Here is a 25,462-nt window from a genome sequence, read left to right as displayed (position 1 = left end):
GAAACTTGAACAGATCGATGAGTTAGTTGAAGGCCCCGATCAAGAGACTACTCTAAGTGACTGGGGGAGCGGTAGTGACGATGGTGTCCTTTCCCGAAATGAAGAGAAAAAGTTCCGACGGTTGGTTTCTGAAATCCAGTTAGACATAGCTCGAATGGATGGTTTTGACGAATGTCGTCTCCCTGTACGGAACGCTACAGATGAAATAGAGATTATCCTGACTAAGCTCACACATCTGTCGTCTCTCACCGATAAACAGAAAGAACTCGTGAATAGTCTTGGAGACTTCTTCTATAAGTTCGTATGGCAGTACCCAGCGTTGAAAATATCAAGTAAAACTGCGACAGGCCCGAACGAGGAAGAATTACGGCAGAAGCACGAGGAGAGGTTCTCACGATTCCATACTACGCTTAGTCGGAGAACGCAGGGACTCCGTGAAGAGCGTGTTAAAGTCGGGTTAAGCCCATCCTCGGAAGAATTCACCGCTAATGAAAATAGTGAGATGATGGTGTCTATCCATGAAATGTCCAGGGATTATCTGAGGGGCAATGAATGACAGAGGCAGTCTCGGTGAATGTTGATAATAATATTCTGGTGAATTATCTGTATTCGACGATTCTCGCTGCTGCAACAGATGGAGATGCTGAATTTGAATATGATAAGGGTTGTCGGGAGTATTTCGAGTTACCAGAGATCTATGTAGTCGCTGGTGGGAAAGCCATCGATGAATTCGAAAACCTCTGTGAACGACGCCGGTTGCTGTACCAAGACATAGAGGATTTTATTTTAGAGACCGACAACGATATTTTTGAATACGAGTTGGGATGGGGTGATAGTCATTCCAATTCTAATGACCAGACGCACCTTCGGAAAGGAGTGAAGATGAATATGCATAAGTATGAGAGTACAGCTGAGCAACTCTCAGTGATTCGCCGGTGCTTCCAGCAAATGGGAGAGTGTAAGCGAGTAGTTTTGGATTCCGAACTGGATGAGGCATTTGATCAGTTCAATGATTCTGAATTAAGTACTGAAATCAATCGGCGGTTAGATATTGACCATGATGCCGAAATACTGGTTGATGCCGCCTATATTGAGAAACACCATGGTGTGCAGATACTAGCTTCTACAGACCCGGATATTACGGAAGACGCCCATCAACGAATTGTTTTGCAAGTGATCCGCGACATACTTTACCCAGAAATAAATCTCGATATTATAGATCCGAGAGATACAACTGTCCAGACCCTTCTCAGTTAAGTTCGAATATAGAAGATCCCTATGCATAGATTGCCTTCTGACAAGATTCACGGCACTGGACAGTAGGTCCGGCCACATGTCTTCCCCTCTGCGACTATCCGGTTATAGTGCTCCATTTTAGAAAGGTAGTTCCGAACCATCCGTTTCGTCTTCGGATCAGCCACGCGTTCCGTGTACTCTTCGTACAACTCACTCGGTCCGATCTCCTCGGCGTCCGTGATGACTTCATATAGCGCTTGCTGGTGAGGATTGAGTTTATCGAGGCTTTTCCGGTGAATTTCCGATTTCGCTTCCGGAATCGCTTCCGTAATCACCTCGCGTTTAATCTCACCTACGGCATCTCGGTCTGCATACCGGGCTGCAGTACGAAGAATCCCGATCGCGGTTCGAGCGTCACCGGCAGCTGCATCCGCCATAACCTGCAGTTCCGGTGTCTCGACTGCGTCTGGCGATAATCCCCACCGTGCTCGTGCCTCTAAGATAGATACTAATTCACCCTCAGTGTACTGGTCGAACCGTATCCGTTCAGAGCTACTAAATCGACTTCTGAGACGACTGTCCAGATCAGCGAACAACTCTTCTCGAGTATCTGTTTAGCGTCCTCGCTCTCACTGTATTGGCGTTTCAGAACCTCTGTTCCTGAAACAGCGAATGAAAGATCAGTCTTGCCGGTTCACCTGTCGCTCCTGCACTCAACCATCTCCAGAGTTTCCTCGTAACTACAGGGGCACAGGTTATGACCAGCTGTCTGAAACGAATGTTTGGATGTTTACTTCAGGGTTTGGAATCGCTAAGGGATCAACCGAGATATTGTTGTTACGAAGGTATCTAACAAATCGGCCGGTGGTTGCTACGGCAGGTTGAAAGATCTCATGAGGCGGTATTGTGACTTCGTGCGATGACCAAGTTCCGCCTGCACGGCCGATGTTGTGTTCTTGTGTGCGTACAACTCCTTTTTCTCGTAGATTAGCGATCAGTTGTTGGACCCTTCGCTTTGAGATATTATCAAGATTAAACGATTGACATTCTCTATCGTACTTATCATATAATTCGTCAGTAGAGATTGGCTTTTCATCCATTTTATTGTGAACGGCGATAATAACACAGATCAATTGTTCTTTCGGCGTGAGATCCTGCTTAAATGTGTAATATGTGTTGAGAGCGTCACGAGATTTTGTCGCTGTATCCAAATGAGCTAATGTCACTCTTGACTTATTGTTTCGATACGCTACGTACCCGGCCAACTCAAGCAATTGAAGTGCATCTCTTGCACTCCCTGTTTCCTGAGATATAATTGCCGCACATTTCGGTATTACTGCATCAGCAAGTGCATTTTCCCTGAACGCTTCGTCCGCATGAAGCTTCAAAATTTCCTGTAATTGAGGGGCATCATATGGGGTGGTTTCCAGTATGTTCATATCTGGCCGCTGGAGTACATCCATTGAAATAGACTCAACGAGAGCAGACTCATTACTAATTCCGATTACTCCACATTCTGTCCGGTTTGCTCCGTACGTTGAAATTGATTGCTGTATCTCTTCGAATGGTATTTTACATTCATTGAATTTTTCAAGATTTTCTAATATAATATACCAAACAGTAGATGGATCATCCATTCGTCGTAGAATTGCCTTTTCTAACTTATCCTGATGTGTACCACTAGGGTAATCTTCTTCACAAATTCTGCTAGCAAGTTCAACAAATATTTGATATAACGAGGTGTCTTTGTTACAATTGACCGTCAGAATTTCAATGTCTCTATCAATCTCGTTCTCAAATATTGATAAAAAATGTTGTACGACTGTTCGCTTCCCTGTTCCGTAGTCACCATAAATCAAGAGAGATGGGGCTTGAAAACCATCTATGTACTCTTGGAAAATATTCACTAGCTCAGAGATCGTTTCGTCATGTGCTACGATCTCGTCGGGAGTATACTCATCTCGAAATGGTTGTCTTGTTTTGAATATCATCACTTGTGGTAGATACGAATTAGGAGAATATATGAGTGTGCTATTCAATCAAGTGTTCCATTACGGTTTGAGAGATGACTTTCTTTTTGTGTATTTTAGGTTTGAGTAGAGGAGCGAAGTAGGTATTAATATTATATCCTTGGGACACCCCCACCCCTCATTTCGTTCGTTTCTGTGTTATCAGTGGGGGTAGACTGGCATTACCGTAAGGACCCCCACCCCTCATTTCGTTCGTTTCTGTGTTATCGGTGGGAGTAGACAAGGGTGTCAAGGTTAGAGGATTGCATTGCGGAAGGCTGCGAAGGCTTTGACCCAGCGCTCTACCGATTTTCAGGAGCTATAGTGGGAGAACCGGTTGTAGAAGAGCCTGGTTCGGTATTCCAGCAGGCCGAACCAGGCTTCGACTAGAGACCATTCCCTACGTTTCTCGACGTGGCTCACAGAGATCGAGGTCCTCAAGCGCCCAATTGTACCACTGTCTGCGCTCCACGAGTACAACAGGATCGCCACGACAGCCCTTCAGTACTCGCTTGAGGAACAACAGTGTGTCGAGGTCAGATCGGCCAAGAGGCACCTCGATGTGGATAACCTCGAAGGTATCCACATCGACTACAGCCCAGACGTAGACCTCGGTATCTTCGAAGTTCAGTTTGGTCTCGTCGATTGCAACCGTCGAATGGTAGTCAAATCGGGATCAAACAGATACGCCAATCGATGATACTACTGGCGCACAGCCTCGTATGACTCCCTGACTACCCGCTGGACGCGACGATACGAGAGACCGGCGTGATACAGGAACGCTGCCTCAACGCGCTGTTCCGTCGGAGTATCCTCACACTTCTTGTTCGCGTGCTTTCTCAACTACGCGGTCGAGCATTGTCTGACCACCTATCAGACTGCTTGCCCGCGTTCTCCTTCACGCTAAGGTTAATACCCTTCCTTCTACCTAACTACTATTATTTATTATATCACTAGTATATTATTTATTTATAAAGTTTACTGTAAAGGCAATATATATCTGTGAATGGGCTGTAGAAGCCCTATGGATCGAATTTATCTATAACTATCATAAGATCAATACTATATTTAAATACCCCAAATGGATTCACGGAATCTACAACACTTCGCTAATCTCTTGACCATCCTTGCTCGGGTAGAAACGTACGAAACAAGGGGTGTGAGTGGGCGGGTATCGGATGGTTCTTGGAGATCTACAACACTTCGCTAATCTCTTGACCATCCTTGCTCGGGTAGAAACGTACGAAATGAGGGGTGTGGGTGGGTATCAGATAAGTGAAAAGGTCAACAGATCGTGCTAACTATTTTCTCCCGGCGTTTGCTTAACTCAGCGAAACACGTTGACCGCAAAGCAGTCAATGGCCCCGCTCAACAGTACTCTGGTAGGGTTTAGCGTCCGTACGAACCCATAGTTACAGTTAAACTCAGTCGGAAGAGCATCCTGTGAGTCTCGTACCATTATATCCTCGTGCTCCGGTACAGAGAGTCGATATTTCTCGTACTTCTCTATCTGTTTCCAGACCTGACGGAATTTCCCCATACTCATTCCTCAAGGACAAGTACGACGGGCTTTTAATCGACACAAAGTATGCGTATTGTGTTCGAGGACGGCACGCTGCTCTTGGAGAACGCTCCTGAGTCAGTGCCGTATGCTGAGTGGGATGATCGCGTTGCGGAATATCGAGCACAAGCGCATCATTACAAGGCCCTGCGAACGTGGGCGCAGGTCAACAGTAGGGACCAAGCGACACTTCACGAATCGGACGCGACTGTTGAAACGCTTGAAGATACAGCGCGCGCCTACAGCGATTTCCATCTGTCGACTGCCGTTGCGATCGAACCCCGCGACTACCAACAAGCCGCCCTCACAGCATGGGTCGATCACGACAGGAGAGGCAGCGTTGTCCTGCCGACCGGGAGCGGAAAAACGTTCCTGGCTGTCCAAGCCATCGCTGACGCTGGCGTCAGCACGCTCATTGTGGTGCCGACGATTGATCTGATGAACCAGTGGCATGCCACGCTGACTAACGCCTTCGGTAACCAACTCTCCGATGAGGTTGGTGTTCTTGGCGGTGGGAGCCACAACGTAACAGACCTCACTGTAACGACGTACGATTCCGCGTATCGGTATATCAACGAGTACGGCGACCGATTCGGCCTACTTGTCGTAGACGAGGTACACCACCTGCCAGCACCGACCTACCAACAGATTCCCGAGATGACCATCGCCCCGTATCGGCTCGGACTCACCGCTACGTACGAGCGATCCGATGGACAACACGAGGTGCTAGAAGAGCTGATCGGGCCCGTCGTCTATGAGGAAGAGGTAGATGAACTCGCTGGCGAGTATCTTAGCGAGTACGAAACGATTCATCTCAAAGTTGATCTCACCGACGAAGAACGGAAACAGTACGGCGAAGAATATCAGATCTACCGCGACTACGTCGATTCCCATAACTTCGACATTTGGAAGGAAGACGGATACGCGGAGTTCTTGAAGCGCACGTCGTACGACCCCCAGGGCCGGCGGGCACTGATCGCCAAGCAACGGGCCGAAGAGATCGCCCGGACCGCCGAAAAGAAGCTGGATACTCTCGATAACCTGCTCAAGCGACACTATGAGGACCGCACAATTATTTTCACGGCCAACAACGACTTCGCCTACGAAATCTCCCAAGAATTCATCGTGCCCTGTATTACCCACCAAACGGAAACAGATGAACGGACGGAGATCCTGGAGCAGTTCCGAACGGGTGAATACTCAATGCTTGTCACGTCACAGGTGCTTGATGAAGGGATTGATGTGCCGGCGGCGAACGTCGGGATTATCCTTTCAGGTAGCGCGTCGAAACGGCAGTACGCCCAGCGACTTGGTCGAATCCTACGCCCAACCGACGATCGCCAACCAGCCCGTCTCTACGAGATCATTACTGAGGACACGAAAGAGCAGTACGTTTCCTCGCATCGCCGCCAGGGGGTGACTGGGAGTGCTGACAGCTGACCTTGCTCGCTCGCGCACACGCGATGGGACTATTCAGCCGCTGTTCATCGATCCCGGCGACGAGCGCTATCGTGAGACGACTGCCGAATTGATTCAGATTTTCAGGGAGCACGTGGGCGAGCCGAAAGGCGAATTAGAGGAGACAATTGACCAGTTGACGATCGCAGATACAGACTACAAGATCGTTCAAGGCCTAGCGAAGTTGCTCCAAGACGAGTGTGAATTCGAGACTGTCGCAGCAGCCGACCCACAAGAGATTCGACAGCGACTGTTTGAGAAAGCGAACGAGTCGTATCCGATCGTTCGGCAGCCGACACTCGGAGAGGATACGCAACAATTGGAAGTCTACAGTACGGTAGCTGACCAGCTCGGGATTTCACTGGAAGAGTGTTATCGGGGGATGTATGCGGATCTCGAAGACAACAAGCGGCTCGTTCGCTTCGGGGACCAAGTCGTGGATAGTTACGAGGCGTCGGATGATAGTGTGTCGACGACACGGTTGACGGGGGATAGCGAGGAAGTCTACGCAGAGGATACGATCACCGTTGAGTGGCTGTTGACGCGATATAACCTTGCACTGGCACAGGCGGTGCTGTACGATGCGTCACGGATGCGGATCCGGGTGTGGGACCATTTCAGTACCGTGTTCAGCTACGTCAAGCTGTTCGGGCTGATGCATCGCATCTACCCGATCGACACGGACGGGAACCGCGTCCCTGATACGGATTCTGCAGACGGGTACGAAGCGATACTTGACGGGCCAGCATCCCTGTTCACCAAATCCCGGAAGTATGGGATCCGGATGGCGAATTTCCTGCCCGCGCTCCCGTTGTGTGACCGGTGGGAGATGACTGCGGAGATTTTGCACGACGACACTACGAACGAGACAGTCCCGTTTGAGTTGGATCACACGGCAGGGTTATCCTCGCATTACAGCGCACGGACTGATTTCGATAGTGATCTGGAGCAGACGCTTGCGCAGAAATGGGCGCGAGCAAACACGGACTGGGAACTAGTACGAGAGGATGATGTACTGGATTTGGGTGCTGAGGTGATGATCCCTGATTTCGCGCTTGAGCATCCCGATGGTCGACGGGCGATTCTGGAGATTGTCGGGTTTTGGACGCCGGAATACCTGGATGAAAAGCTAGCGAAGATACAGGAAGCCGATCTTGACCATCTCTTGGTTGCTGTTTCGGAGCGCCTGGAGTGTTCTGCTGATGACTTTTCTGGGACCGAAGATAGAGTACTCTGGTTCAAGTCAGGAATCCATGTGTATGATGTGGTGGAATTAGCCGAAGAACACGCAAGTACGCCGGTCAGGACTAACTGAATCTTTTCTCTCCGTTCCACTTTCACTTTGGTTGGGTGAGCTATTTTAGCCCAGAACACGAACTACAGAATGGAACTTGGAACCTGTCACACGCTCCAAGTTCCCCCTTACCATGTCACAAGCACCATCCAGTCTTGGTGCGTGCCCCTTCTGTGAGCTACCTGTCCCTCGTAACGCAATTCTGATCGAGTACGTCGTTAATAATGAGGACCGGGTGTACGCTGAGTGTCCCAAGTGCAAAGAACCAGTTCAGCCGCAGTAATCTGTCAAACAATTACTCGTGCAGTAGGGGATAGCTGTGGCCTGTAGGATTTTACCACTTCAGGTCGTTGAGTCTGATATGTCATTCAGCGTTTCGTGGAACACGCTTCTCGAAGAACTGGATGAGCTTTCTGAGGGAGCGACGCTCATTACGCCGCTGTCACACAAGCGATTCCGTATCACTGACGTGCAGCAACAGCGCGTTATTATCGACCTCGACGAAAAAGATGACCAGCGACCCCTTCAGCGCGACCAGTTCGAAACGCTGTACCGTCGCATAAGTGACGATCCAGATGGATTTGAGCTTGATCGACTCCCACCCGATGCCGATCCGTATCCGGCGGTACTGAGTCTCCATCCACGGTTCGAAATTGATGGAGAGCAAGGGATAATCGTCGAAACAGAGGGACCAACAACAAGCCAAGTGCTTGAGAAAGAGACGACGAGAGAGTCAGTTGACCGGACGGAACCTGATCTGGACGTGTATGCGGACGCGCTATTGCTGGTTGATGCGCTCGAACGTCATGATGTGGACGTACTCGAAGAGTTAGGGACAGATACGCTCGTCAATCTCTACACGCTGCTGTCGGATGTGCAACGCAATGCAGATGGGCTTCGTAAAGACGTGGCAGACATACTGTTGACTCGGCTGCATCACGACCGCCCCGTTACTGGTCCGTTCGGTGCTGTCCAGCGGACGACGCGTCGGAACCGATCACTGAAAGACGACGAAGAAGTCCTGGAGACACTCGAAGCAGCTGGCATCGAACGTGGGCGGGTATTGGGCGTCGACCGAAACAAAGTCGATGATGCGCTAGACGTAACGGAGTTGAGCGAGTCCGACGTGTACGAAATCGAAGAACGCGAGTACGTTCGGAAAGCTGAGGTTGATGAGGAACGCAAGGAGACGCGTTTGCAAGGTCTCAAAGATCAACTCGCGGCTACAGATGGCGAGGAAGCCGCGGAACTCCGAGAGGAAATCGAAGAACTCGAAGCCCGGATTCAGGAACTTACCGAATTCGAACCTGGATCCAGTTATCACACGCGCTCGACAAGCGGGTGACCGCGGTAACTACTACTCAGTCAGCACCCGAGTCAATAGCTCTCGGGCGAGATTCTTATGAACGAACTTCACAGTAAAGCCTTCGTAGCCTCGCCACTGCCGGGTTGTAGACCTATAATAGTAACCTGGAAGGATTGCCTACTGCTCGATCAAACCGCCGAACTCCTCAACGACGATCTCTCCATCGATCGACCGTTCTTCGCACCAGTCAACTGCTTCTTCATCTGTTAGCAGCTGGATCACCTCGCCAGGAGTACGTTGATTGCTGATTTTCTCAGCCCACTTGGTCGCAGCACCGCCCTCAGCATGGAGAAAGTACTCTCCATCAGTGGTTTTGTACAACGTCTCGATCAGGTAGTTGAAATCGCCACGATCGGTAAGGGGAGCGTATCGGGCGACCTGTTCAGCTTGCTCCGTGTCGTAGAGCTTCCGGTTGATGACTTGTTGCATCGCACTAGGTGGTATTTTGTAGTGTTTTAAAGCACCTTGGGACTTTCAGAATCTCATATTCCAAATCGCAAGACGTGAGCGGGATGGGTTGTCGTGACGACTCCGGTATGAATCCAGAAATCCCAACTGAGATAGGGGTGATTTTACCTGAGAGCTTGGAAGCTATCTGTCGGTTTTACACAATTCTGTTGAAGTGTTATGGCTTCGTCGTCGTAGTTGCATTACCTGAGACTACCACCAATATAGGCGTCGGACAGGAAATTCCTGACATCATTACTCCTGTCTAACAGGGTGTAATGCAGGGGTTTGATTTCACCCAGGCTTCAATGGGTCAACCGTTAGAACAAGCCTGCCTCTGTCTCATACTAAACCCATCACGATACTGCTTCTATATTTCCAGATTCAACACTCGATTCATACTCATCAGAATTATCTTCCAGACAGGAAGTTGCTAACCACTTTATGATACTCAACCCAATCCTGCTGTATGGTTTCCATCGCTGATGCACCCGAGGTCATCTATACGAACACCCAAACCATCGACCGGCTGTTCAGCTACTTGAACGAGGGTGACATCAAGGAAGTCGTAGAACGCTCATTAGACTCCGAAACCACAGACAAGGGCGGTGGGTTGAGCAAGATCATCCGTCTCAAACTCGGAAAATCCACGACGGACGAAGAAGAGATGGAGTTAGTCCGTGAGCTTGACTCAATAGGAAAATTCGCCGTCCTGCACGGTATCCTGCAGGATGAAGACGACATCACGTCCTTTGACGAGATCGAGGAGAGCGATAGACGGGAGCTTGAGGATGGCGACTTCATTGAGGCGGAAGGCCAGATTCGGGCCTCACCGATTAACGATTTACAGAAGATGATTGAAGATGTCAAGCCTTACCTCGAAATGTTTGATTTCGATATGTCGTTTCAGGAGCAGGGACAGGAATTCACTCTCTCGGATATTCAGGACTTCCTCAACGAGCTGGACTCTGGAGAGGATGTCTACACGGTCAACACTTCAACCGACTCGCTTGATGTCGATGTTGTGTTTTCGCTCGGAGAAGGAGAGTTGGACGGCCAGTTGTCCGAGTACACTGAGTATCACGTACTTGGCCGCGTGGAACACGTGTACAACCGAGGAGAGGAAGAGTGGCTGATGAACGTGATGGACTTATTGCCCGGAAGTGACAGAGACGCCCAGCAGAAGCGACGGATGTTCCTCAAGCAAATGGTGTCGAGTTCTTCCGACCTGCTTGACCGAAAAGTGACAGAGGACGATTTCAAGGTCGGCTACCCGGACGTACGGGTGCGCCCGGTTGCAATCTACCTGTATTAGCGACACCACGACCGTTAGTCGTGTTTTTGCTTGGGACGCCTCGACCACGTAGTAGCGAAATCTGTTCTCACTGTACTGAACGATCCGTGAGTCCCCTGTATTGACCGTAGATGAGTTGGGGTTCACGGGTAGAGGATTTCAACAGATCCAATACGTGTTCCATTCTCTGTATTTGATACAGTACTTGTAACAAGTTACAGAAAGATCAAGACTAGCTACGGGATGTGTATTCCCTTAGTCACCCGTTTCCTGACTCAACGGAGCGGCGAGCATCATCGATGATTTCGAGGTACTTCCGAGCTTCAGTTATCTCTATATCGGCACTAAGTAGATATGCATCGACATCGTGCGGTGACATATCTGTCTTTTCGGCAGTTAGTTGGCGATCAAAACCCGCGATCTCCCGGAATGCGAATGCCTGGGCTTCTTTTTCGGTGAGAATCTTGGAGCGGGACAACATACTTACCAAGTGTCGTGCCCGGGTGAGCTCTATGTCTCTGTGTTCGCCCGCATCTGCAAACTCGTTTTGCGGGGGTTGTCTGTCTTCCCTACCGTTGTCAGTACCGTTCGTTGGTTCAGAATTATCTCGTGTCATATATCGGATTGTAGCCTCTATCGCTCTTTGTTTGCTGTGAGTTCCGACGTGAAGAATCCGCGATCCGGTGAGAGACGGCTGTAGTCGCCTGATTTCGGGATCGCATCATATTCTATCACACAGGGTCGTATTTTGTAGTGTTAAAAAACATCTTGGGACTTTCAGAAGTTTCACATCCAAATCACAAGACGTGAGCGGGATAATCGATAGTGGATTTTCGTGGCGAACCCAGTATGAATCCAGAAATCCCAACAGAGACAGTGACGATTTTACCTTGAAAGTAGAGAGCTATCTATCGGTTTTGTACAAATCTGTATATGCCTCAGGTCTTCTAACACTGCGAACATCGAATACCTGCTCCGATCTCCTGTACTGGATTGTCTTCTGTTAGTAGCTGATTACAGGAGTCACAGCGCATTTCGTCAGTCACTCCAACCCCATTGCCGTATCCAATCGTCAGCGACTGTGCTACCCCTTGTTTTTCTAATTCCAGTTCAAGTTCTCCTCGCTCATACTCCACTTGTGTCACCGTGAGCGGAGTTACGACGACTTCCAGAGCGTGCCTTTCACGAATTTCCTGCTGTTTCTCGGGGAATCCCTGGTCACGACGGTGACGGAGCTTCTCTAATTCTGCTTTTGCATCTTCATATTCGGCTTTGATCTCTTTTCGCTTCTCCAGCGCCTGCATACGCTCACTTTGGGTGTTGCTCTGTTGGATCGACTCACTAAGGTCGTCAATACGTGACGAAAGTTGAGTGGTCTTTTCCTGTAGTTCCTGGATTCGCTGCTGTTGCAGCTGCCGATACTCTTCGATTTCGGCATCTGCCGCTCTAGATGCTTCTTGATGGATCTCGTCAATCTTCGGTTGGACTCGATCCACCACCACTTCACGAGTTTGTTCAATCAGGTTGCGCGCTTCAGATCGCTCAAAATCAACTGGAGAGGCTTCGATCGGTGCGGGTGAAGACACGCTTTGGAGAAATGTATCTTCCAGTTTCGGGAGTGGGTCCGTTGACCGAGTGTCGACAGCAATAGCGCGTAGTAATTCTGTCTGGTACTCGCTGACAGTCTCAATACCGATTCGATACAGAAAAACGACTGCGGTGCGATCATAGTAGGGTGTGAACGTGGCAGTAGCCACCTCAACGTCGCTTTGTTGTATCCACGGTGGCATTTCAATCTGTGTGCCTTCAGAGGTTAGTATGATCCTGCCAGTCGGACTCCGCTCGCTCGCCTCAGCAATCAGTTCTTGGAAGAACGTACTTTCCGGATGAAGTTCGCGTTCATTCTCACCTAGATCAGACGAAGGCTCACCGCAAAGCAGTGAAATCTCTCCGTTCAGGACCTCTGTTTCAGCCCCTTCTGGAGCGATAACAGTCCATCGACCGCCGTCTTTTTGGACAGTACAGCCAACTTCGGTGAGATACTGTTCGGTGAACTGCTCAACGGCCGACTGCGTGATCGACAAGGCTGCGTCAGTCATCACTCGCACCTAGATCGAATCCCTCGAACACGCCGCTGTTGAACTCTTCTAGCTTCTCTGCAAGGTCGCGCTGCTCCTGTAGATCAACGGCCATCGCGTCAAAGTCATTCTCCAAGTCAACCTCGGAATCAGCGTTAACCAACCGCTCGAATATCTCGTCTTCGAACGTCGTCCCGGATTCCTCTAGACGGGTCAGGATCGAACTCAACTCCCCTACCGTCTGCTGGAAGAGGTCGATTTTGTGGTACAACCGTTCTAAGACGTATTCTTCCACCGTATCTTTCAACGCCATATTGAATATGAATACATCCCGCTTCTGACCGATTCGATGAATACGGCCGATGCGTTGTTCTACGCGCATCGGGTTCCACGGCAAGTCATAGTTCACCATTATGTTACAAAATTGTAGGTTTCGACCTTCTGACATAGAATCTGTTGAGACGAGAACCCCGCCGCTTTCTTCGAAATTTTCGACAATCTGTTCCTTCTCTTGGCTGGAGTGTCCGCCGTGGAAAGAATGAACCGTATAGCCTTCCTCAGCCAACCGATTCAGGATTTCCCGTTGGGTTGCTCTGAACTGTGTGAAAACAATAACCCGCCCCATCTCAACGTGGTCACGGGCTTCTTCAACGATGCTGAGTAGTTTCTCTTGTTTCGTGACCATCTCAATACTATCAATCAGATCACGAATCGATTCCAACTCTTCCGTATGGGAGAGCTCCGACTGGTCATCAAGCCGCTTCTCAATAGTTCCTTTCAGCGCAGCAGGGCTGCTGACGACCTCTTTTTGCAGCAGCATCAGAACCAGTTTTTGTCCTTGGTTCTCGCTATACGCACCTCTGACGTAATCGGAAACTGCCTGGTAGAGCTCGCGCTCTTTCGGAGATGGATCGAACGTTCGCGTATCGATGGTTCTCTCTGTGAAATCAATATCAGTATCCGCGCGACGATTCCGGATCATAACCTTGTGGAGCCGGTCCTGGAGCTCTTCCCGGTTGACGAGTGTCTCTTGATTACTGTTGACGAAATAGTGGTGGAAGACATCGCGCGTTCCGAACAACCCTGGCCGAAGCAGGGAAACCACATTATACAGGTCGGTGAGCTCGTTTTGGATTGGCGTTGCCGTCAAGAAGAACGCATACTGATACGAGAGGTTGTCAATCAGGTCGTACCGGTCCGTTTCCTCGTTCTTGGCATAGTGTGCCTCGTCAAGGACAAGGACATCCCAGTCCCGGTTGAGCACGGTTGCTCGATGCCGATCGCTCTTTGCTGTGTCAATACTCGCAATAATGTGGTCGTGCTGGTCGAACCCCGCGAACTCCTCATCGTAGTTGCACACGTACTCAAGACCGAACTTCTCCAGTAGCTCCCCCTGCCACTGCTTGGCCAGCTGGGCTGGCGTGAGGATGAGCACTGAATCATCTGTCTCACGGAAGTGCATCTCCTTAAGAATCATCCCGACCTCGATGGTCTTCCCCAGCCCCACCTCGTCAGCAAGGAGCGCTTTCCCGTCCATTTCGAAGAGCGCACGATAGGCAGCATCAACCTGGTGTTCCAGCAGTTTGACCGCATCCTCATCCAGCTGTTTGAGGGACCTGAGTTCAGAATCTGGTTGGCCGGCCTGCAAGCGTACCGCCTGAACGGTCTGAAGGTGATCACCGCTAGGAGACTGTTCTCCGATTGTATCGAGAAGTTCGTCCGCAGATCCGTGATTGACCTCTGTCTCGACGAGGTCATAATCAGCCATACCACTGTAGAGTATGGTAACGACCAAATACGTTGTGCGATGCCCAGGTCCGGGCAGCACAAAAATAGGGTTACCTAGAGAGTGTCATAGAAAGGTTCCCAAACCCAAAATAGGGGATCGGTCAGTACAGGGCGCAAGTGTAACAGCCCGTCCAGCTTATGTGGGGAAATTATAACAACGAATCGGTGACAATTTTCTCGTATGCGAGGTGCTCTATTACCCGAATTCACCTACAGGCAAGGGTGGTGGCTACTCGGTGCGGGTATAGCCGCTCTTGTGGTCGCGCGTGTCCCTTCCGGACTCCTAGCGCTCGCGTTCTTCCTCATCGGTATGGGTCTCCTTTCTATTTCGGCGGCGACGTTCTTTCACATTGAAACCGAGAAGCGGGGTGAGAGCGATGTCTGAAGCAGGCAAGACGGTGCTAAGTCGAACAAACGCATCAGGCTGGTAGACCCCCCTCGAAGTTCAGTATGCACGCTCGTTCAAACGAGTGATTCGGCGGCAATTCGGTGAAAACGATACCTTGGGAAGTGTTCTATGACACCCTCTTACCCTAGCGTTTATGTTCTCCTGCCAAGCAGTGTTTAAGTATCAACAGATGGCCGAAACAGAGCCCTCATCGAAAACTCTTGATGATACGGTCACCCTGAGTCGTGAACTACGAGAGGACGGACAAATCGACGGACAAGTCAAACTCTACAACGTTGACAACGAGGATGAATTCGAGTCTGATGCGAAGCTCTTCTTTGATCGAACGCTGATGACACAGGGGCTTCGAGAGGCCCTTACCATTCTCCGCGATTCGTTGACTGGCGAGGATCCGCGTGGAACACATATCCTCTACGGCCCATACGGGAGTGGGAAGTCCCACCAGATGGTGGCGCTGTACCACTGTTTCGACGATCCTACAGCCGCAGCAGAGTGGGCCAGCGACTCGGTCGAAGGATTCGAACCGGCACTCCCCGAGTCCGCGATCCCCGTCACGGTCGCAATGCAGAATGAACAGTACGAGTATCTCTGGGAACCCTTCTTCGAAGCGCTTGACTATGATCCGGGAACATTCGACTCCGGCGGTTACCCCGATATGCAGATGATTCAGGATGCTGTTGGCGACAAGACAGTCGCGTTCTTCGTCGACGAACTCGAAGACTGGTTCGACACACTGCAGGGCGACCGCAAGAGTTCGAACAAAGCATTCCTACAGTCGCTGCTCGAATCGACCGCGCTCTCGGACCTAGAACTCTACACTATCGTCTCCGTACTCCGCGAGGATTCAGAGGTCCACGATATTCTGAATCGGGAGCAGGCGGTCGAAGTCAATATGAACAATCAGGTGGACAAGCGCGAAGTCCTTCGTCACCGCCTGATCGACGACATAGACGAGAGCGCCGCCCGTGAAATCGTCAACGGATACTTTGACGCCTACGATCAGTCCGACCACGTCACGCTCCCGGATGATCTTCTGGCGGATATGCACGACCTCTATCCGTTCCATCCTGTACTCCTTGATGCGCTCGAAACGCGCTACTACGCCGACGAAGGAAACCAGAACACGCGCGGGATGATCTACCTGTTCTCGAAGGTTCTTCTCGAAATGCAGGATCAGACAGATCTGATCACGCACGGTGACATCGATGCAATCGAGTTCGAGGACGAACTGGCCAAGATTAATTATGAGCGTCTGAACGCCGCCACAGGCGACATTAAGAGCCGCGTAGATACAGACGACGTACCACACGGCCGACGCGTGCTGAACACGATTCTGCTGTACTCACTGAAGCCAAGCGAAGGAGAGGGCGCTGACGTGTCCGAGATCGTAATGGGGGCGTACCAGACGGGAGATCTTGTCGCCGATGTCGTACTTGACCTCGAACGGCTACACGGGGTCGCTTGGCATCTTCACAAGCTCAACGGGAAGTACGCTATCCGGGACCGACAAAACCCGAACGCGCTCATTCGGAACGCAGCGACTGACGTGTCAGAGACAGCGGCCAAGGCCGAAATCGCGGACTTCATCACCGACATCTTTGGATCCAACGCGCATCCGGTCGGCTTCCGGACAAACGACATCCGGGACATTCCGGACTCCCGTGAGATCAAAGTCGTCGTCAAAGACAGTCAATGGACCCAAAAAGAAGTCAAGCGCGTCATCACGAACGACGGACGGGGCCGCGAGTGGCGCAACACGCTCGTATTCGTCCAGCCCTCTGGGGAGAAGTCGATCGAGTCCGGAACGCGCTACATCGACAAGGCTCGCTACATAGAGGGCGCTCGGCAAGTGCTCTCGGACGAGTCCCTCGACGAGGAAATCCGGCAGTCCATCGAAGAGATGAAAGAACAGGAAGTGAGCGAACTCCAAGAAGAGCTACAACTGCTCTACGGTGAGGTTCTCGACGGCGATGACCTGCTCAACGAGTTCGATCTCGCTGCCCCGATGGATCTCGATGTCTACGTTCTGGATGGTCCCGAACTGGATGCGTCCAACATCGCCGACTCCGCAGCTGCTGACCCCTTTGATCTGCAAACGCACGTCTGGCCCATCGTTGAGGATCTACTGGAGCGCCGTGGTGAGATTTCCATCGAAGACATCTACGAGCAGTTCCTGCGCGATCCAGAGCTACCCATTCCAGGGAGCGCAAATGATGTACTGAACGCGACTGTCGAGGCGCTGGAAGACAAGCCCATACTGGCGCGGGATTCGAGTGGCTTCCGCAGTGACCTATCCGGAAGTTCGCTCGACACGGTGCTCGTCCACCAGGACGACGTTGATGTGTGGGGGGTGGACGATGTCGAACAGGAACTCCGACAGCGGTTCGGAAGCGGGACGACAGCGCTCGACATCGGTGACTTCGAGCTGGAGCTCGTACAGGACGGGGAGATTTGGATCGACGGAGACAGCCACGACATCATCATGAGGGCCATAGGCCGACTCAACCGTGAGGAGCAGTACGTCATCGTCCGAGGGAACGAGATCCTCGACAAGCCACAGTCCGACGCAACGCTCCGTGATGTCGGGAGTGCAACTGTGGTCGGTGCATCCTACCTCTCCGACCGAATCGAAGAGGCAATCGACGAGGACGGCTACGCGAATCTCGATACAATAATCGGAGAGATCCGCAGCGACGAGAGCGTGTTCCTACCGCCGGACGAAACCGAGACCATCGCACGCGAGGCAGTCAACGACTTCCTGGTGGACGACTACGTCCTCGAAGCGGGCGGACGATACCTGGAGTCTTTGGGTGACCGTGACCCAACGACAGTCAAGATTGTCCCAACGGTTCCGGATCGGATCGGTGAGAAGATACTGGAGTACATCGAGGATCTCGAACCGGGCGAGCAGTTCACCGTGAACAAGGTAACGGACCGGTTCGACAGCAGCGTCACCGAGCATATGGTTCGGACGTTCTTACTGGAGAACATCGGCAAGGACGAAGAGCCGGAGTACGTCGTCAACACGACTGGCTCGGACAAGGCATCGGACTGGGTGCCTGGGTATCCATTCCGGAAGGCCGACACTGAGGCCGACACGTGGCGCTTCGAATACAACGGCGACGATGTTGCGGCGCTGCGGAAGAAGTGGCGGGACGAGCATCAAACTGGTACAGTCGAATACGGTGATGTCACCTTTATGCTGCCGGACAGAGAGGGCGTCCCTGGTACACTACAGGGAACTGCTGATGTCGAGCGGACACAGGTGAGCCTGACGCTACGCTCTGAACAGGATTACACGAAGGTGCAGGATATGTTCGAACGGATGCCCGAAGAGGCGACGAGTCTCAAGGTCGAAATCAGCTTCCAGAAGTCATGATCAATAGCCGATCGTACAAGTATTGACTCACGACGGAATATAATATATCCTACTATTTGTCTCAAATTCGTCGAGGTGCTTAAATAGAACACGGGCGAATATGAGACAATATGATAAAAGAACGAGAACTCCGCGTTCTCTCAGCACTTGACACCCCCAAAGGGCGTCAGGAGCTGGCGGACGAACTAAATTATCGAGAGGGCACGGTATCGGATGCTCTCAACGATCTGGCCCAGCGTGATCTCATCAACAAGGAACGTGCAGGAAACAGAATCATCGCCAAGCCAGGTGATGCGCGCTGTGTTGAAGTATTTCAGTCACTCACAAAATCGAATCCACATATTGATTTCCCGGATCTGCTCACTCCTTCCTTGCTGAATATCTTGTACTACCTGAGTAGTGATAAGGGATGGACTGCGACAGAATTGGCAGAACAAACAGGACACGCGCGAGCAACGATTTATCGCGGGCTCAGGACACTCACAAACCGAGCGATGGCCGTCAAGCAGCATAGTCAATACAGGCTCACAGAGGCGTTCAACGAGTTGCACGTCTTCGCATACGAACTCCAGCATCACACCCATCGCACCCAGATTAAGCAGGATATTGGGAGTGGAACGATCGTCTGGGAATCCCACGAAGAGTTTCTCGTCCGCACAGAGACTGAAGTCGAGCAATCGGACTACCACCGGACAGGACTCGATGCGTTTGCCGAGCACGGACTCCAGTTTTTCACGACTTCAGAGCACTACTACTTCTATTCAGCAGAGCGAGAGTCACTTCGGCCCGAAGACCTGTTCTGCCACTTGCTCCTCATCGAAAACGACTCTCGCCATCGGAAGTACGCCCTCTTGCTTGCTGCGAAGACGAACCTCTCACCGGAGCACCTGAAAGCAGCCGCCGATGAGTATGGACTTACAGAGATCGTCAACCCACTGGTAGAGTTCCTGCAGACGGAAGGCAAGAAGTCGTCTGAAGCAACGCCGCGGTGGGACGAGTTCGAGACGCTGGCCGACGAGTACGAGGTCGAACTGTGACCAGAGAAGCCACCTTCGGGTCCGACGCGATTCGGAGCCAGTTCAGCGAGCTTGCGGGGCTGCTTGAAAACGAATTGACGGTCTATCTCATCGGGGGTGGTGCGCTCACACTGAATGATCTCAAAAACGCCACGAAGGACATCGATTTGATCGTCCGAGAACAGGGCGAACTCCAGCGGTTGTGGCAGGTACTAACGGCTGCCGGATACGAACCCGAAGAGGAACTTGCAGAGGTATACGACGAACTCGGCGCTGCGTTCATTCTCCAGAAGGATCTGCGGCGGTTCGACGTATTCCACGAACAGGTCGCCGGCGTCATCCGACTAACGCAATCGATGGTTGATCGGAGTCGTCACCTGTTCGATGAGGGTAATCTCACCGTCAGGGCGGTCTCGTTGAACGACATTTTCCTGTTCAAAGCCGTCGCCAACCGAGAGGACGATGTCGACGATATGATCCGGATCGCTCAAACCGGCATTGACGAGGACGTAATCGTTGAAGAAATCTACACCCAACTCGAATTGCTCGGGAGAGACGAGTTCATCGGGGCGATGAAACACAAGCTGGATCGATTACGTGAACAAGGCTACGTCTTCGATATTCACGAGGAAATCAACGTACTACACGATCAAGTCCAAGATGGACAAGCGGTTAGCAACGCCATCGACTCGCTCTTGGAACACGAATACAGTGACGACCTCTACAGAGGTGTTCCGGAGTCGGCTATCCAGCGACGTGTTGGTGACGAGACCGCCTCGTCAGGCATCGAATGGTTGGAACAGATCGGCGCAATTGAACGGGCGTCGGATGACTCATTTGTGCTTACCGAGTAGGTCGTCCTCATCGATTCAGGTCAGTTCAGATGGTCTAAGCCCGTAACAACTATTCGCCTATTTCGAGCGGCTTCGCTATGGACCGTCTATGTGCTTAGAAAAGTTAAGTCCAATCAGGATAGAATAATTCTATGCCAATTATTGAGGCGTTGCTTACCCTTATTGGCGGAGTCCTCGGGAGCGTTGGGGGATATGAATACAGAAGACGACGTGAGCAAGCTCAAGAAAAGGAGAAAACTACAGAAACTTGGTTTGACGATTGTCTAGACATTATCGGTCGGGGAGCCTACAATATCGAACAGGCGCGTTTCGGTAGTGAACCAGATTACGAACGTATCCTTGAGGAAGTGGATTCCTTCTCCGAACGACTCGTTGTACGGGTTAGGGACCCGCCTGAGAATATTCCTGATTCAACGGTGGAACACATTTCAGCAGTGGCCCAGATGTACGCTAAGGCCACTGCAGTTGCCGACGTAAATACGCGGAAAGAGGGAATAGAGATCGTGTTGGAGCTTTTTGAGATGGCTCAAGAGGAATATTCTGAGGAACTTGAGTTTGAGGACGCACTCTATGACGCGGCTGAGCTATCCACAGGATTCGAACAAATGATAGAGATGGTAGAAAACCAGGGTGTTGAGACTTCTGACCTCGCCAAAGCAATGGAAGGGATTCTCGCGGAGTGGAATACTGAAGACTTTGAGCAGTTTATGATCGGTGCAGATGAACAGGGTGGTGATATTGAGCGTACCATCGACCAAGTAATGGGCCTCTTCTTTGCTCTAGCTAGCAACCTCTCCAATAGTGCGTACGAAGAATTACAGATAGAACGTGATCAGATTACATCTTGAATTGGATTTCATTGAAAAATTTCACTAAGCAGCAGATTTATCGAAATTGATCGACACTGTCCCAGACTTGATGTCTTAATCACTGAAGTAGAACTGTGAGGGCTGGTCTGGAGACTGTACACTTATGGGGCTCGTCAGTAATCTCTTCTGTATACTGAACTATGTCTGAGCAATCCGGGTCTCCACCAACCGAACGCGAGCGGACGGAACTCCCCATCGAACGGGGCTTCCCGATCGAGCGCGTGAACGAAATCGCAGAGAAGGAAGGCCGGGCGAAGATGTACTACCGGCCGATCTACACGATGCACAAGTGGTGGGCCCGGCGACTCGGTTGTGTCTTCCGAGCAATTTCACTCTACACGCTTCTCGACGATCCAGAGAAGGTCGAGGTCTACGAGCCCGGACAGGACAACGAGACGCTTGCTGACTGGGGAGACGAGACACAGACGGACATCGCATCGCTCATCGATCGTGTCGATATGAGCGATCCTGAGAGCCTCTGGGAGCTGTATCCCAAGGACGTTCGCGTGGAAGACAAGAAGATTCTGGATCCGTTTATGGGCGGTGGCACCTCGCTCGTCGAGGCGTCCCGATTCGGTGCAGAAGTCGTCGGGAACGATCTGAATCCCGTCGCGTGGTTTGTCACGAAGAAAGAACTCGAAGCGGGACAGACCGATGTTGAAGAGTTAGAGGCCGCCTTCGAACAAATCAAAGAGGACGTTGCTGACGAGATTACGCAGTACTACAAGACGCCCTGCCCGAATGGAGATCACGAAGCGGACGTGATGTACAACTTCTGGGTGAAGGAGTTGGACTGCGTCTCCTGTGGGCACACGGTTCCACTGTTTAGGGATTACCGTGTCGCGGCAGGCCGTTACGAGAATGACGACAAGTATAATGTTCACTGTCCAGACTGCGGAGCAGTGACGCTGGTAGACGATTGGCAGTCAGAGAGTGTTTGCGACGACTGCGGACATGGCTTTGCCCCAAAGGAAGGGAACGTCTCGCGTGGGGGGAAGTACAACTGTCCCGACTGTGGGCAGAAATATGCGATTACAGATGCGATTCAGGAACAAGGTGGGTACGACACCCGTCTGTATGCTGTGGAGTATTATTGTGGTCATTGTGACGAAGCGGGAGAAGAGAAGAGTTCACATAAGGGGTACAAGCAGGCTGAGAAAGCCGACATAGAACTGTTCGAAGAAGCCCAGCGCGAATGGAGAGAAAACGAAGAACTACACGATTACGTACCTGACGAGAAGATTCCAGAGGGTGCAATAACCGCAGCGTCATCTGTAAGCGGTAACGACGTATTCCAACATAAATACGAAGACTGGACAGATATGTTTAATGAGCGCCAGCTGGTCTGCCACTCTAAGCTACTATCATCTATCAGTGATGTGAGCGACCAAAATATCCAGGAATATCTTCTGCTCGCATTTACTGGAATGCTCCGAACAAACACGATGATGGTCGGGTATGACCAGGGATATAACAAAATTATTAACATATTCAAAAACAATTCTTTTGATCCCCCACAAACTCCCTGTGAAGGAAATGTTTGGGGCGCAGAGTTCGGAAGAGGTACTTTTCAGTCCATTATTGATTTAGTGAAGTCTGGTATCGAATACGCGGGAGAACCTACTGAGCGTTATGTTCAGGACGGTGAAACAGTAGAGACTGCAGGATTCTCTAAGCCGATTGGCGAGGATATAACTCTCCACCAGGGGGATATGCGTCGTCTTGATTTTGAAGACGAGTTTGATGCGGTCATTACTGATCCCCCATACTATGACAATATTATCTACTCTGAGGTCTCTGACTACTTTTATGTCTGGCAGAAAATCCTGCTTGAAGATAGATACTCGGGGTTCGGCCAAGACAAAACGCCGCGTACAGAGTCCATAGTCACGAATCCATACTTAGAGAAGACTGTCGAAGACTTCGAGTCCGAACTTGGCCAAGCGTTCTCGGTCATCAAGCGGGCACTCAAGGATGACGGATCGCTCACATTCACCTACCATCACAGCGACTCTGAGTCGTGGGGTGAGCTCCTTGAATCACTATGTAACGTTGGGTTCGAGGTGACAGCAACGTACCCAATTACCGCAGATATTAACAAATTCATCGGTGGTGAAGCTGTTTCCTTCGATATTGTCGTTGTCGCCCGCCCCATCGACGAGACAGAGCCGGCCTCTTGGAACTCACTCCGCCGAGACATCTACCGAACTGCTCGTCGCACCCGCAAGCAACTCGAAGAGAACCGCGATCTGTCTCGTGGCGACATCGGCGTGATGGAGATGGGCGCGTGTTTCCGTGAATACTCCAAGCATCACGGAAAGGTCCAACGCGACGGCGAGATTATGTCTGCGAAGGAAGTCGTTCAGGAGATCTACGGCATCATCCAAGAGGCCAGCGACATCGGCGTTGAGGACGTGTTCATCGATCTCCTCGATAGCAACAACCCGTCCTTCGACGACGTGAACAAGCTCTGCCGGGGGACGAACGCCACACCCGAGGAGCTGAAAGAGATGCGCCTCTACAACCAGGATGACGGCTTCGAACTCGGGACGTGGGACAACGAGAAACGGCAGGCCTACATCCAGGAGCGGACCAACGGCGACAGCGACGACCACCTCTCGAACCTCGATAAACTGCAGTTCCTTCGGTACCGCTACGAGAAGGGGCAGTCTGTCCAGAATTACGTCGACAAGTGGGGTGTCGATGACGACCTGCGCGAACTCGCCGGCCGTCTGTCAGATGCGACTGGCGACGACACATACACCCGAGTACTTGGTGATCGAGACATTACGAGTTACTAACAATGGCGGGACCAGGACGCATCCCCGGCCAATACAACATCGTCGTGGCTGGGGAGTACGAGACTTTCGACCATCAGATGCCGATCGAGGAGTTTCTCCAGCGACTGAAGAACGACGACGTACCAGAAGAGGTGAGCGTAGTCGGATTAGAAGAAGCGTTTGACGACGAAGAACTGGTAAACGAGTTGGCTCGTGAGATGGATCAGCGAGCGGACGATCTGGAATACCAGAGTCCAACGGTTCAGTTCGTAGTTGAAGGATCGTTTCATCGTCGGGGGAAAACGTATGATCTACGCTACGCCGGTGATCTTTACTCACTTCAAGAACTCTTTGGCCCACAGTTGGAACGAAGAGATCAGGGCGATTGGATTACATCCCCGTTCTAGCATTTCTTTCCCTCGCTATTGACTATTCTATGGTTCCTTGGTCTAAGATTGATTTCCAGTATAGCCTAACTTTGAGTCGTGAGATCTCGATTTAGGAAATAGTGGCTCTGTTGAAATCCTTAGTGAGTTACAAATCCAGTCAGTAGTTTGAGTAGATGCAGACCTTCCCAAAGTCTCGATTGCTCCGATTTGTCGAGGAAGCATTTCAGTTAGCGCAACGTGCTGTGGCTCGATACTCCTCGAAGTTCTCGAAGCAACGCTACACGCTCCATCAGCACATCGTTCTCCTGTGTCTCAAAGTACGGAAGGACACGACTTATCGAACACTTCTCGACGAACTCATCGAGATGCCCCGCATTCGGAGTGCGATCAACCTCACCGAACTCCCTGCGCCGTCAACGCTGTGCAAAGCGTTCGATAGGCTCGATATGGCTGTCTGGCGGGTACTTCTTAACCTCTCTGTGTCACTACTCCCAACAGACGGTGTTGCGGGGATCGACGCCTCGGGCTTCGACCGAACTCACGCCTCGAAGCACTACACGAAACGGGCGAACCTGACGATTCAGCAGCTGAAAGCCACGCTCTTAGTTGATACCAAAGCAAACGCGATACTCGATTTTCACGTCACAACGACCCGCAAGCACGATACACAGATCGCACCTTCACTCATCAGCCGAAATACTGCTGAAGTTGATGTGCTTCTTGGAGACAAGGGCTACGACGATCAGCAGATTCGCACAATGGCCCGTAAAAATGGGATCCGTCCGCTCATCAAACATCGTGAGTTCTCATCACTGCAGAAAGCGTGGAACGCGCGGCTGGATGCTGACCTCTACGGCCAACGGAGTCAGAGCGAGACAGTGAACTCTCGACTCAAAAGAAGATACGGTACGTTCGTTCGGTCACGACGCTGGTGGAAACAGTTCCGTGAACTCGCTCTTGTGTGCATCGTCCACAATCTTGATAGAACCCTCTAACCGTCAATACAGTCGGCATGTTGTCTGGTATATTATTACGCCGAATATATTGTATAAACTGGATAGATAATTAGGTATATTGCAAGACCATACATTATGGCGAGGATAGATAATTCATATAATATGAATCCGTTCAAGCCAACTTCTAAGACGAGGGCAGCTAAAAGATAGGCAATTAGCCCGAGAAACCAGTCAGTGTGAGTCATATACCAGCTTCAATTACAGCGGGTCTTAATGCTA

The 25,462-nt window shown here is 51.1% G+C and carries 20 protein-coding genes; 14 read left to right on the top strand and 6 right to left on the bottom strand.

Annotated elements, in window-relative coordinates; translation table 11 throughout:
• The first annotated feature begins 154 nt into the window (after positions 1–154).
• Together DJ69_RS17720 and DJ69_RS01320 are read left to right on the top strand one after the other, a co-directional pair.
• The gene (locus DJ69_RS17720; RefSeq protein ID WP_144050365.1) at positions 155–556 is read left to right on the top strand and encodes a hypothetical protein; all 402 of its coding nucleotides are present in this window, start codon (positions 155–157) and stop codon (positions 554–556) included.
• The gene (locus DJ69_RS01320; RefSeq protein WP_099253949.1) at positions 553–1,257 is read left to right on the top strand and encodes a hypothetical protein; all 705 of its coding nucleotides are present in this window, start codon (positions 553–555) and stop codon (positions 1,255–1,257) included. The genes DJ69_RS17720 and DJ69_RS01320 overlap by 4 nt, the downstream gene beginning before the upstream one ends.
• 47 nt (positions 1,258–1,304) lie before the next feature.
• On the opposite strand, the gene DJ69_RS01315 is transcribed toward DJ69_RS01320, so the two are convergent.
• Together DJ69_RS01315 and DJ69_RS01310 are read right to left on the bottom strand one after the other, a co-directional pair.
• A complete protein-coding gene (locus tag DJ69_RS01315) occupies positions 1,305–1,832 on the bottom strand; it encodes a Cdc6/Cdc18 family protein (RefSeq protein ID WP_394338346.1) in 528 nt (175 codons plus the stop codon).
• A 159-nt stretch (positions 1,833–1,991) separates the two neighbouring features.
• Positions 1,992–3,227 (bottom strand): Cdc6/Cdc18 family protein, encoded by a 1,236-nt coding sequence (locus DJ69_RS01310; protein WP_099253947.1) that lies wholly within the window; start codon positions 3,225–3,227, stop codon positions 1,992–1,994.
• A 1,606-nt stretch (positions 3,228–4,833) separates the two neighbouring features.
• Between DJ69_RS01310 and DJ69_RS01295 the strand changes: the two genes are divergently transcribed.
• The 4 genes from DJ69_RS01295 to DJ69_RS01280 all read left to right on the top strand — a co-directional run bounded on the left by DJ69_RS01295 (position 4,834) and on the right by DJ69_RS01280 (position 8,903).
• The gene (locus DJ69_RS01295; protein WP_099253944.1) at positions 4,834–6,246 is read left to right on the top strand and encodes a DEAD/DEAH box helicase family protein; all 1,413 of its coding nucleotides are present in this window, start codon (positions 4,834–4,836) and stop codon (positions 6,244–6,246) included.
• A complete protein-coding gene (locus DJ69_RS01290) occupies positions 6,233–7,579 on the top strand; it encodes a DUF790 family protein (RefSeq protein WP_099253943.1) in 1,347 nt (448 codons plus the stop codon). The genes DJ69_RS01295 and DJ69_RS01290 overlap by 14 nt, the downstream gene beginning before the upstream one ends.
• Before the next feature lie 112 nt (positions 7,580–7,691).
• Positions 7,692–7,841, top strand: coding sequence for a DUF7837 family putative zinc-binding protein (locus DJ69_RS19270; RefSeq protein WP_449404440.1), 150 nt, complete (start codon positions 7,692–7,694; stop codon positions 7,839–7,841).
• 78 nt (positions 7,842–7,919) lie between these two features.
• Positions 7,920–8,903, top strand: coding sequence for a hypothetical protein (locus DJ69_RS01280; RefSeq protein WP_099253941.1), 984 nt, complete (start codon positions 7,920–7,922; stop codon positions 8,901–8,903).
• A 138-nt stretch (positions 8,904–9,041) separates the two neighbouring features.
• Here the strand turns inward: DJ69_RS01280 and DJ69_RS01275 are convergent, their stop codons facing one another.
• Entirely contained in the window at positions 9,042–9,353 is a 312-nt protein-coding gene (locus DJ69_RS01275; protein ID WP_099253940.1) for a hypothetical protein, read from the bottom strand.
• 487 nt (positions 9,354–9,840) lie between these two features.
• On the opposite strand from DJ69_RS01275, the gene DJ69_RS01270 reads away from it, so the two are divergent.
• Positions 9,841–10,686 (top strand): DUF6414 family protein, encoded by an 846-nt coding sequence (locus DJ69_RS01270; RefSeq protein WP_099253939.1) that lies wholly within the window; start codon positions 9,841–9,843, stop codon positions 10,684–10,686.
• A gap of 238 nt (positions 10,687–10,924) precedes the next feature.
• Here DJ69_RS01270 and DJ69_RS17715 read toward each other — a convergent pair whose 3' ends face one another.
• The 3 genes from DJ69_RS17715 to DJ69_RS01260 form a co-directional block, all read right to left on the bottom strand.
• Positions 10,925–11,281, bottom strand: coding sequence for a hypothetical protein (locus DJ69_RS17715; protein WP_144050364.1), 357 nt, complete (start codon positions 11,279–11,281; stop codon positions 10,925–10,927).
• A 331-nt stretch (positions 11,282–11,612) separates the two neighbouring features.
• A complete protein-coding gene (locus DJ69_RS01265) occupies positions 11,613–12,764 on the bottom strand; it encodes a FliH/SctL family protein (protein WP_099253938.1) in 1,152 nt (383 codons plus the stop codon).
• On the bottom strand, positions 12,757–14,511 hold the full coding sequence (locus DJ69_RS01260; protein ID WP_099253937.1) for a DEAD/DEAH box helicase: 1,755 nt from the start codon (positions 14,509–14,511) through the stop codon (positions 12,757–12,759). Before DJ69_RS01260 ends, DJ69_RS01265 begins: the two co-directional genes overlap by 8 nt.
• Positions 14,512–15,109: 598 nt before the next feature.
• Between DJ69_RS01260 and DJ69_RS01250 the strand changes: the two genes are divergently transcribed.
• From DJ69_RS01250 to DJ69_RS01220, 7 genes are all read left to right on the top strand, one after another.
• Complete coding sequence (locus DJ69_RS01250) at positions 15,110–18,319, top strand: DUF499 domain-containing protein (protein WP_099253966.1); 3,210 nt, start codon at positions 15,110–15,112, stop codon at positions 18,317–18,319.
• 110 nt (positions 18,320–18,429) lie between these two features.
• Complete coding sequence (locus tag DJ69_RS01245; RefSeq protein WP_099253935.1) at positions 18,430–19,356, top strand: helix-turn-helix domain-containing protein; 927 nt, start codon at positions 18,430–18,432, stop codon at positions 19,354–19,356.
• Complete coding sequence (locus DJ69_RS01240; protein WP_099253934.1) at positions 19,353–20,189, top strand: DUF6036 family nucleotidyltransferase; 837 nt, start codon at positions 19,353–19,355, stop codon at positions 20,187–20,189. Before DJ69_RS01245 ends, DJ69_RS01240 begins: the two co-directional genes overlap by 4 nt.
• Before the next feature lie 131 nt (positions 20,190–20,320).
• Positions 20,321–21,037: a hypothetical protein gene (locus DJ69_RS17710; protein ID WP_144050363.1), complete on the top strand. Its 717-nt coding sequence runs from the start codon at positions 20,321–20,323 to the stop codon at positions 21,035–21,037.
• A 161-nt stretch (positions 21,038–21,198) separates the two neighbouring features.
• On the top strand, positions 21,199–23,859 hold the full coding sequence (locus DJ69_RS01230) for a DUF1156 domain-containing protein (protein WP_099253932.1): 2,661 nt from the start codon (positions 21,199–21,201) through the stop codon (positions 23,857–23,859).
• Positions 23,860–23,861: 2 nt separating this feature from the next.
• The gene (locus DJ69_RS01225; protein WP_099253931.1) at positions 23,862–24,245 is read left to right on the top strand and encodes a hypothetical protein; all 384 of its coding nucleotides are present in this window, start codon (positions 23,862–23,864) and stop codon (positions 24,243–24,245) included.
• 155 nt (positions 24,246–24,400) lie between these two features.
• Positions 24,401–25,222, top strand: coding sequence for an IS5 family transposase (locus tag DJ69_RS01220; RefSeq protein WP_099253930.1), 822 nt, complete (start codon positions 24,401–24,403; stop codon positions 25,220–25,222).
• Positions 25,223–25,462 lie beyond the last annotated feature (240 nt).

Origin of the sequence: Halorubrum persicum (genome assembly GCF_002727125.1) — an archaeon.
GTDB lineage: Archaea > Halobacteriota > Halobacteria > Halobacteriales > Haloferacaceae > Halorubrum > Halorubrum persicum.
This window is presented reverse-complemented; position numbering and strand designations above follow the sequence as displayed.

Bases quoted from the DNA above. Each gene is read 5' to 3' on its own strand.
- DJ69_RS01265 (WP_099253938.1), bottom strand. From the start codon at position 12,764: ATGACTGACGCAGCCTTGTCGATCACGCAGTCGGCCGTTGAGCAGTTC.
- DJ69_RS17710 (WP_144050363.1), top strand. From the start codon at position 20,321: ATGCCAATTATTGAGGCGTTGCTTACCCTTATTGGCGGAGTCCTCGGG.
- DJ69_RS01275 (WP_099253940.1), bottom strand. From the start codon at position 9,353: ATGCAACAAGTCATCAACCGGAAGCTCTACGACACGGAGCAAGCTGAA.
- DJ69_RS19270 (WP_449404440.1), top strand. From the start codon at position 7,692: ATGTCACAAGCACCATCCAGTCTTGGTGCGTGCCCCTTCTGTGAGCTA.
- DJ69_RS01245 (WP_099253935.1), top strand. From the start codon at position 18,430: ATGATAAAAGAACGAGAACTCCGCGTTCTCTCAGCACTTGACACCCCC.
- DJ69_RS17715 (WP_144050364.1), bottom strand. From the start codon at position 11,281: ATGACACGAGATAATTCTGAACCAACGAACGGTACTGACAACGGTAGG.
- DJ69_RS01295 (WP_099253944.1), top strand. From the start codon at position 4,834: ATGCGTATTGTGTTCGAGGACGGCACGCTGCTCTTGGAGAACGCTCCT.
- DJ69_RS17720 (WP_144050365.1), top strand. From the start codon at position 155: ATGGATGGTTTTGACGAATGTCGTCTCCCTGTACGGAACGCTACAGAT.
- DJ69_RS01225 (WP_099253931.1), top strand. From the start codon at position 23,862: ATGGCGGGACCAGGACGCATCCCCGGCCAATACAACATCGTCGTGGCT.
- DJ69_RS01250 (WP_099253966.1), top strand. From the start codon at position 15,110: ATGGCCGAAACAGAGCCCTCATCGAAAACTCTTGATGATACGGTCACC.
- DJ69_RS01220 (WP_099253930.1), top strand. From the start codon at position 24,401: ATGCAGACCTTCCCAAAGTCTCGATTGCTCCGATTTGTCGAGGAAGCA.
- DJ69_RS01260 (WP_099253937.1), bottom strand. From the start codon at position 14,511: ATGGCTGATTATGACCTCGTCGAGACAGAGGTCAATCACGGATCTGCG.
- DJ69_RS01270 (WP_099253939.1), top strand. From the start codon at position 9,841: ATGGTTTCCATCGCTGATGCACCCGAGGTCATCTATACGAACACCCAA.
- DJ69_RS01320 (WP_099253949.1), top strand. From the start codon at position 553: ATGACAGAGGCAGTCTCGGTGAATGTTGATAATAATATTCTGGTGAAT.
- DJ69_RS01230 (WP_099253932.1), top strand. From the start codon at position 21,199: ATGTCTGAGCAATCCGGGTCTCCACCAACCGAACGCGAGCGGACGGAA.
- DJ69_RS01310 (WP_099253947.1), bottom strand. From the start codon at position 3,227: ATGATATTCAAAACAAGACAACCATTTCGAGATGAGTATACTCCCGAC.
- DJ69_RS01280 (WP_099253941.1), top strand. From the start codon at position 7,920: ATGTCATTCAGCGTTTCGTGGAACACGCTTCTCGAAGAACTGGATGAG.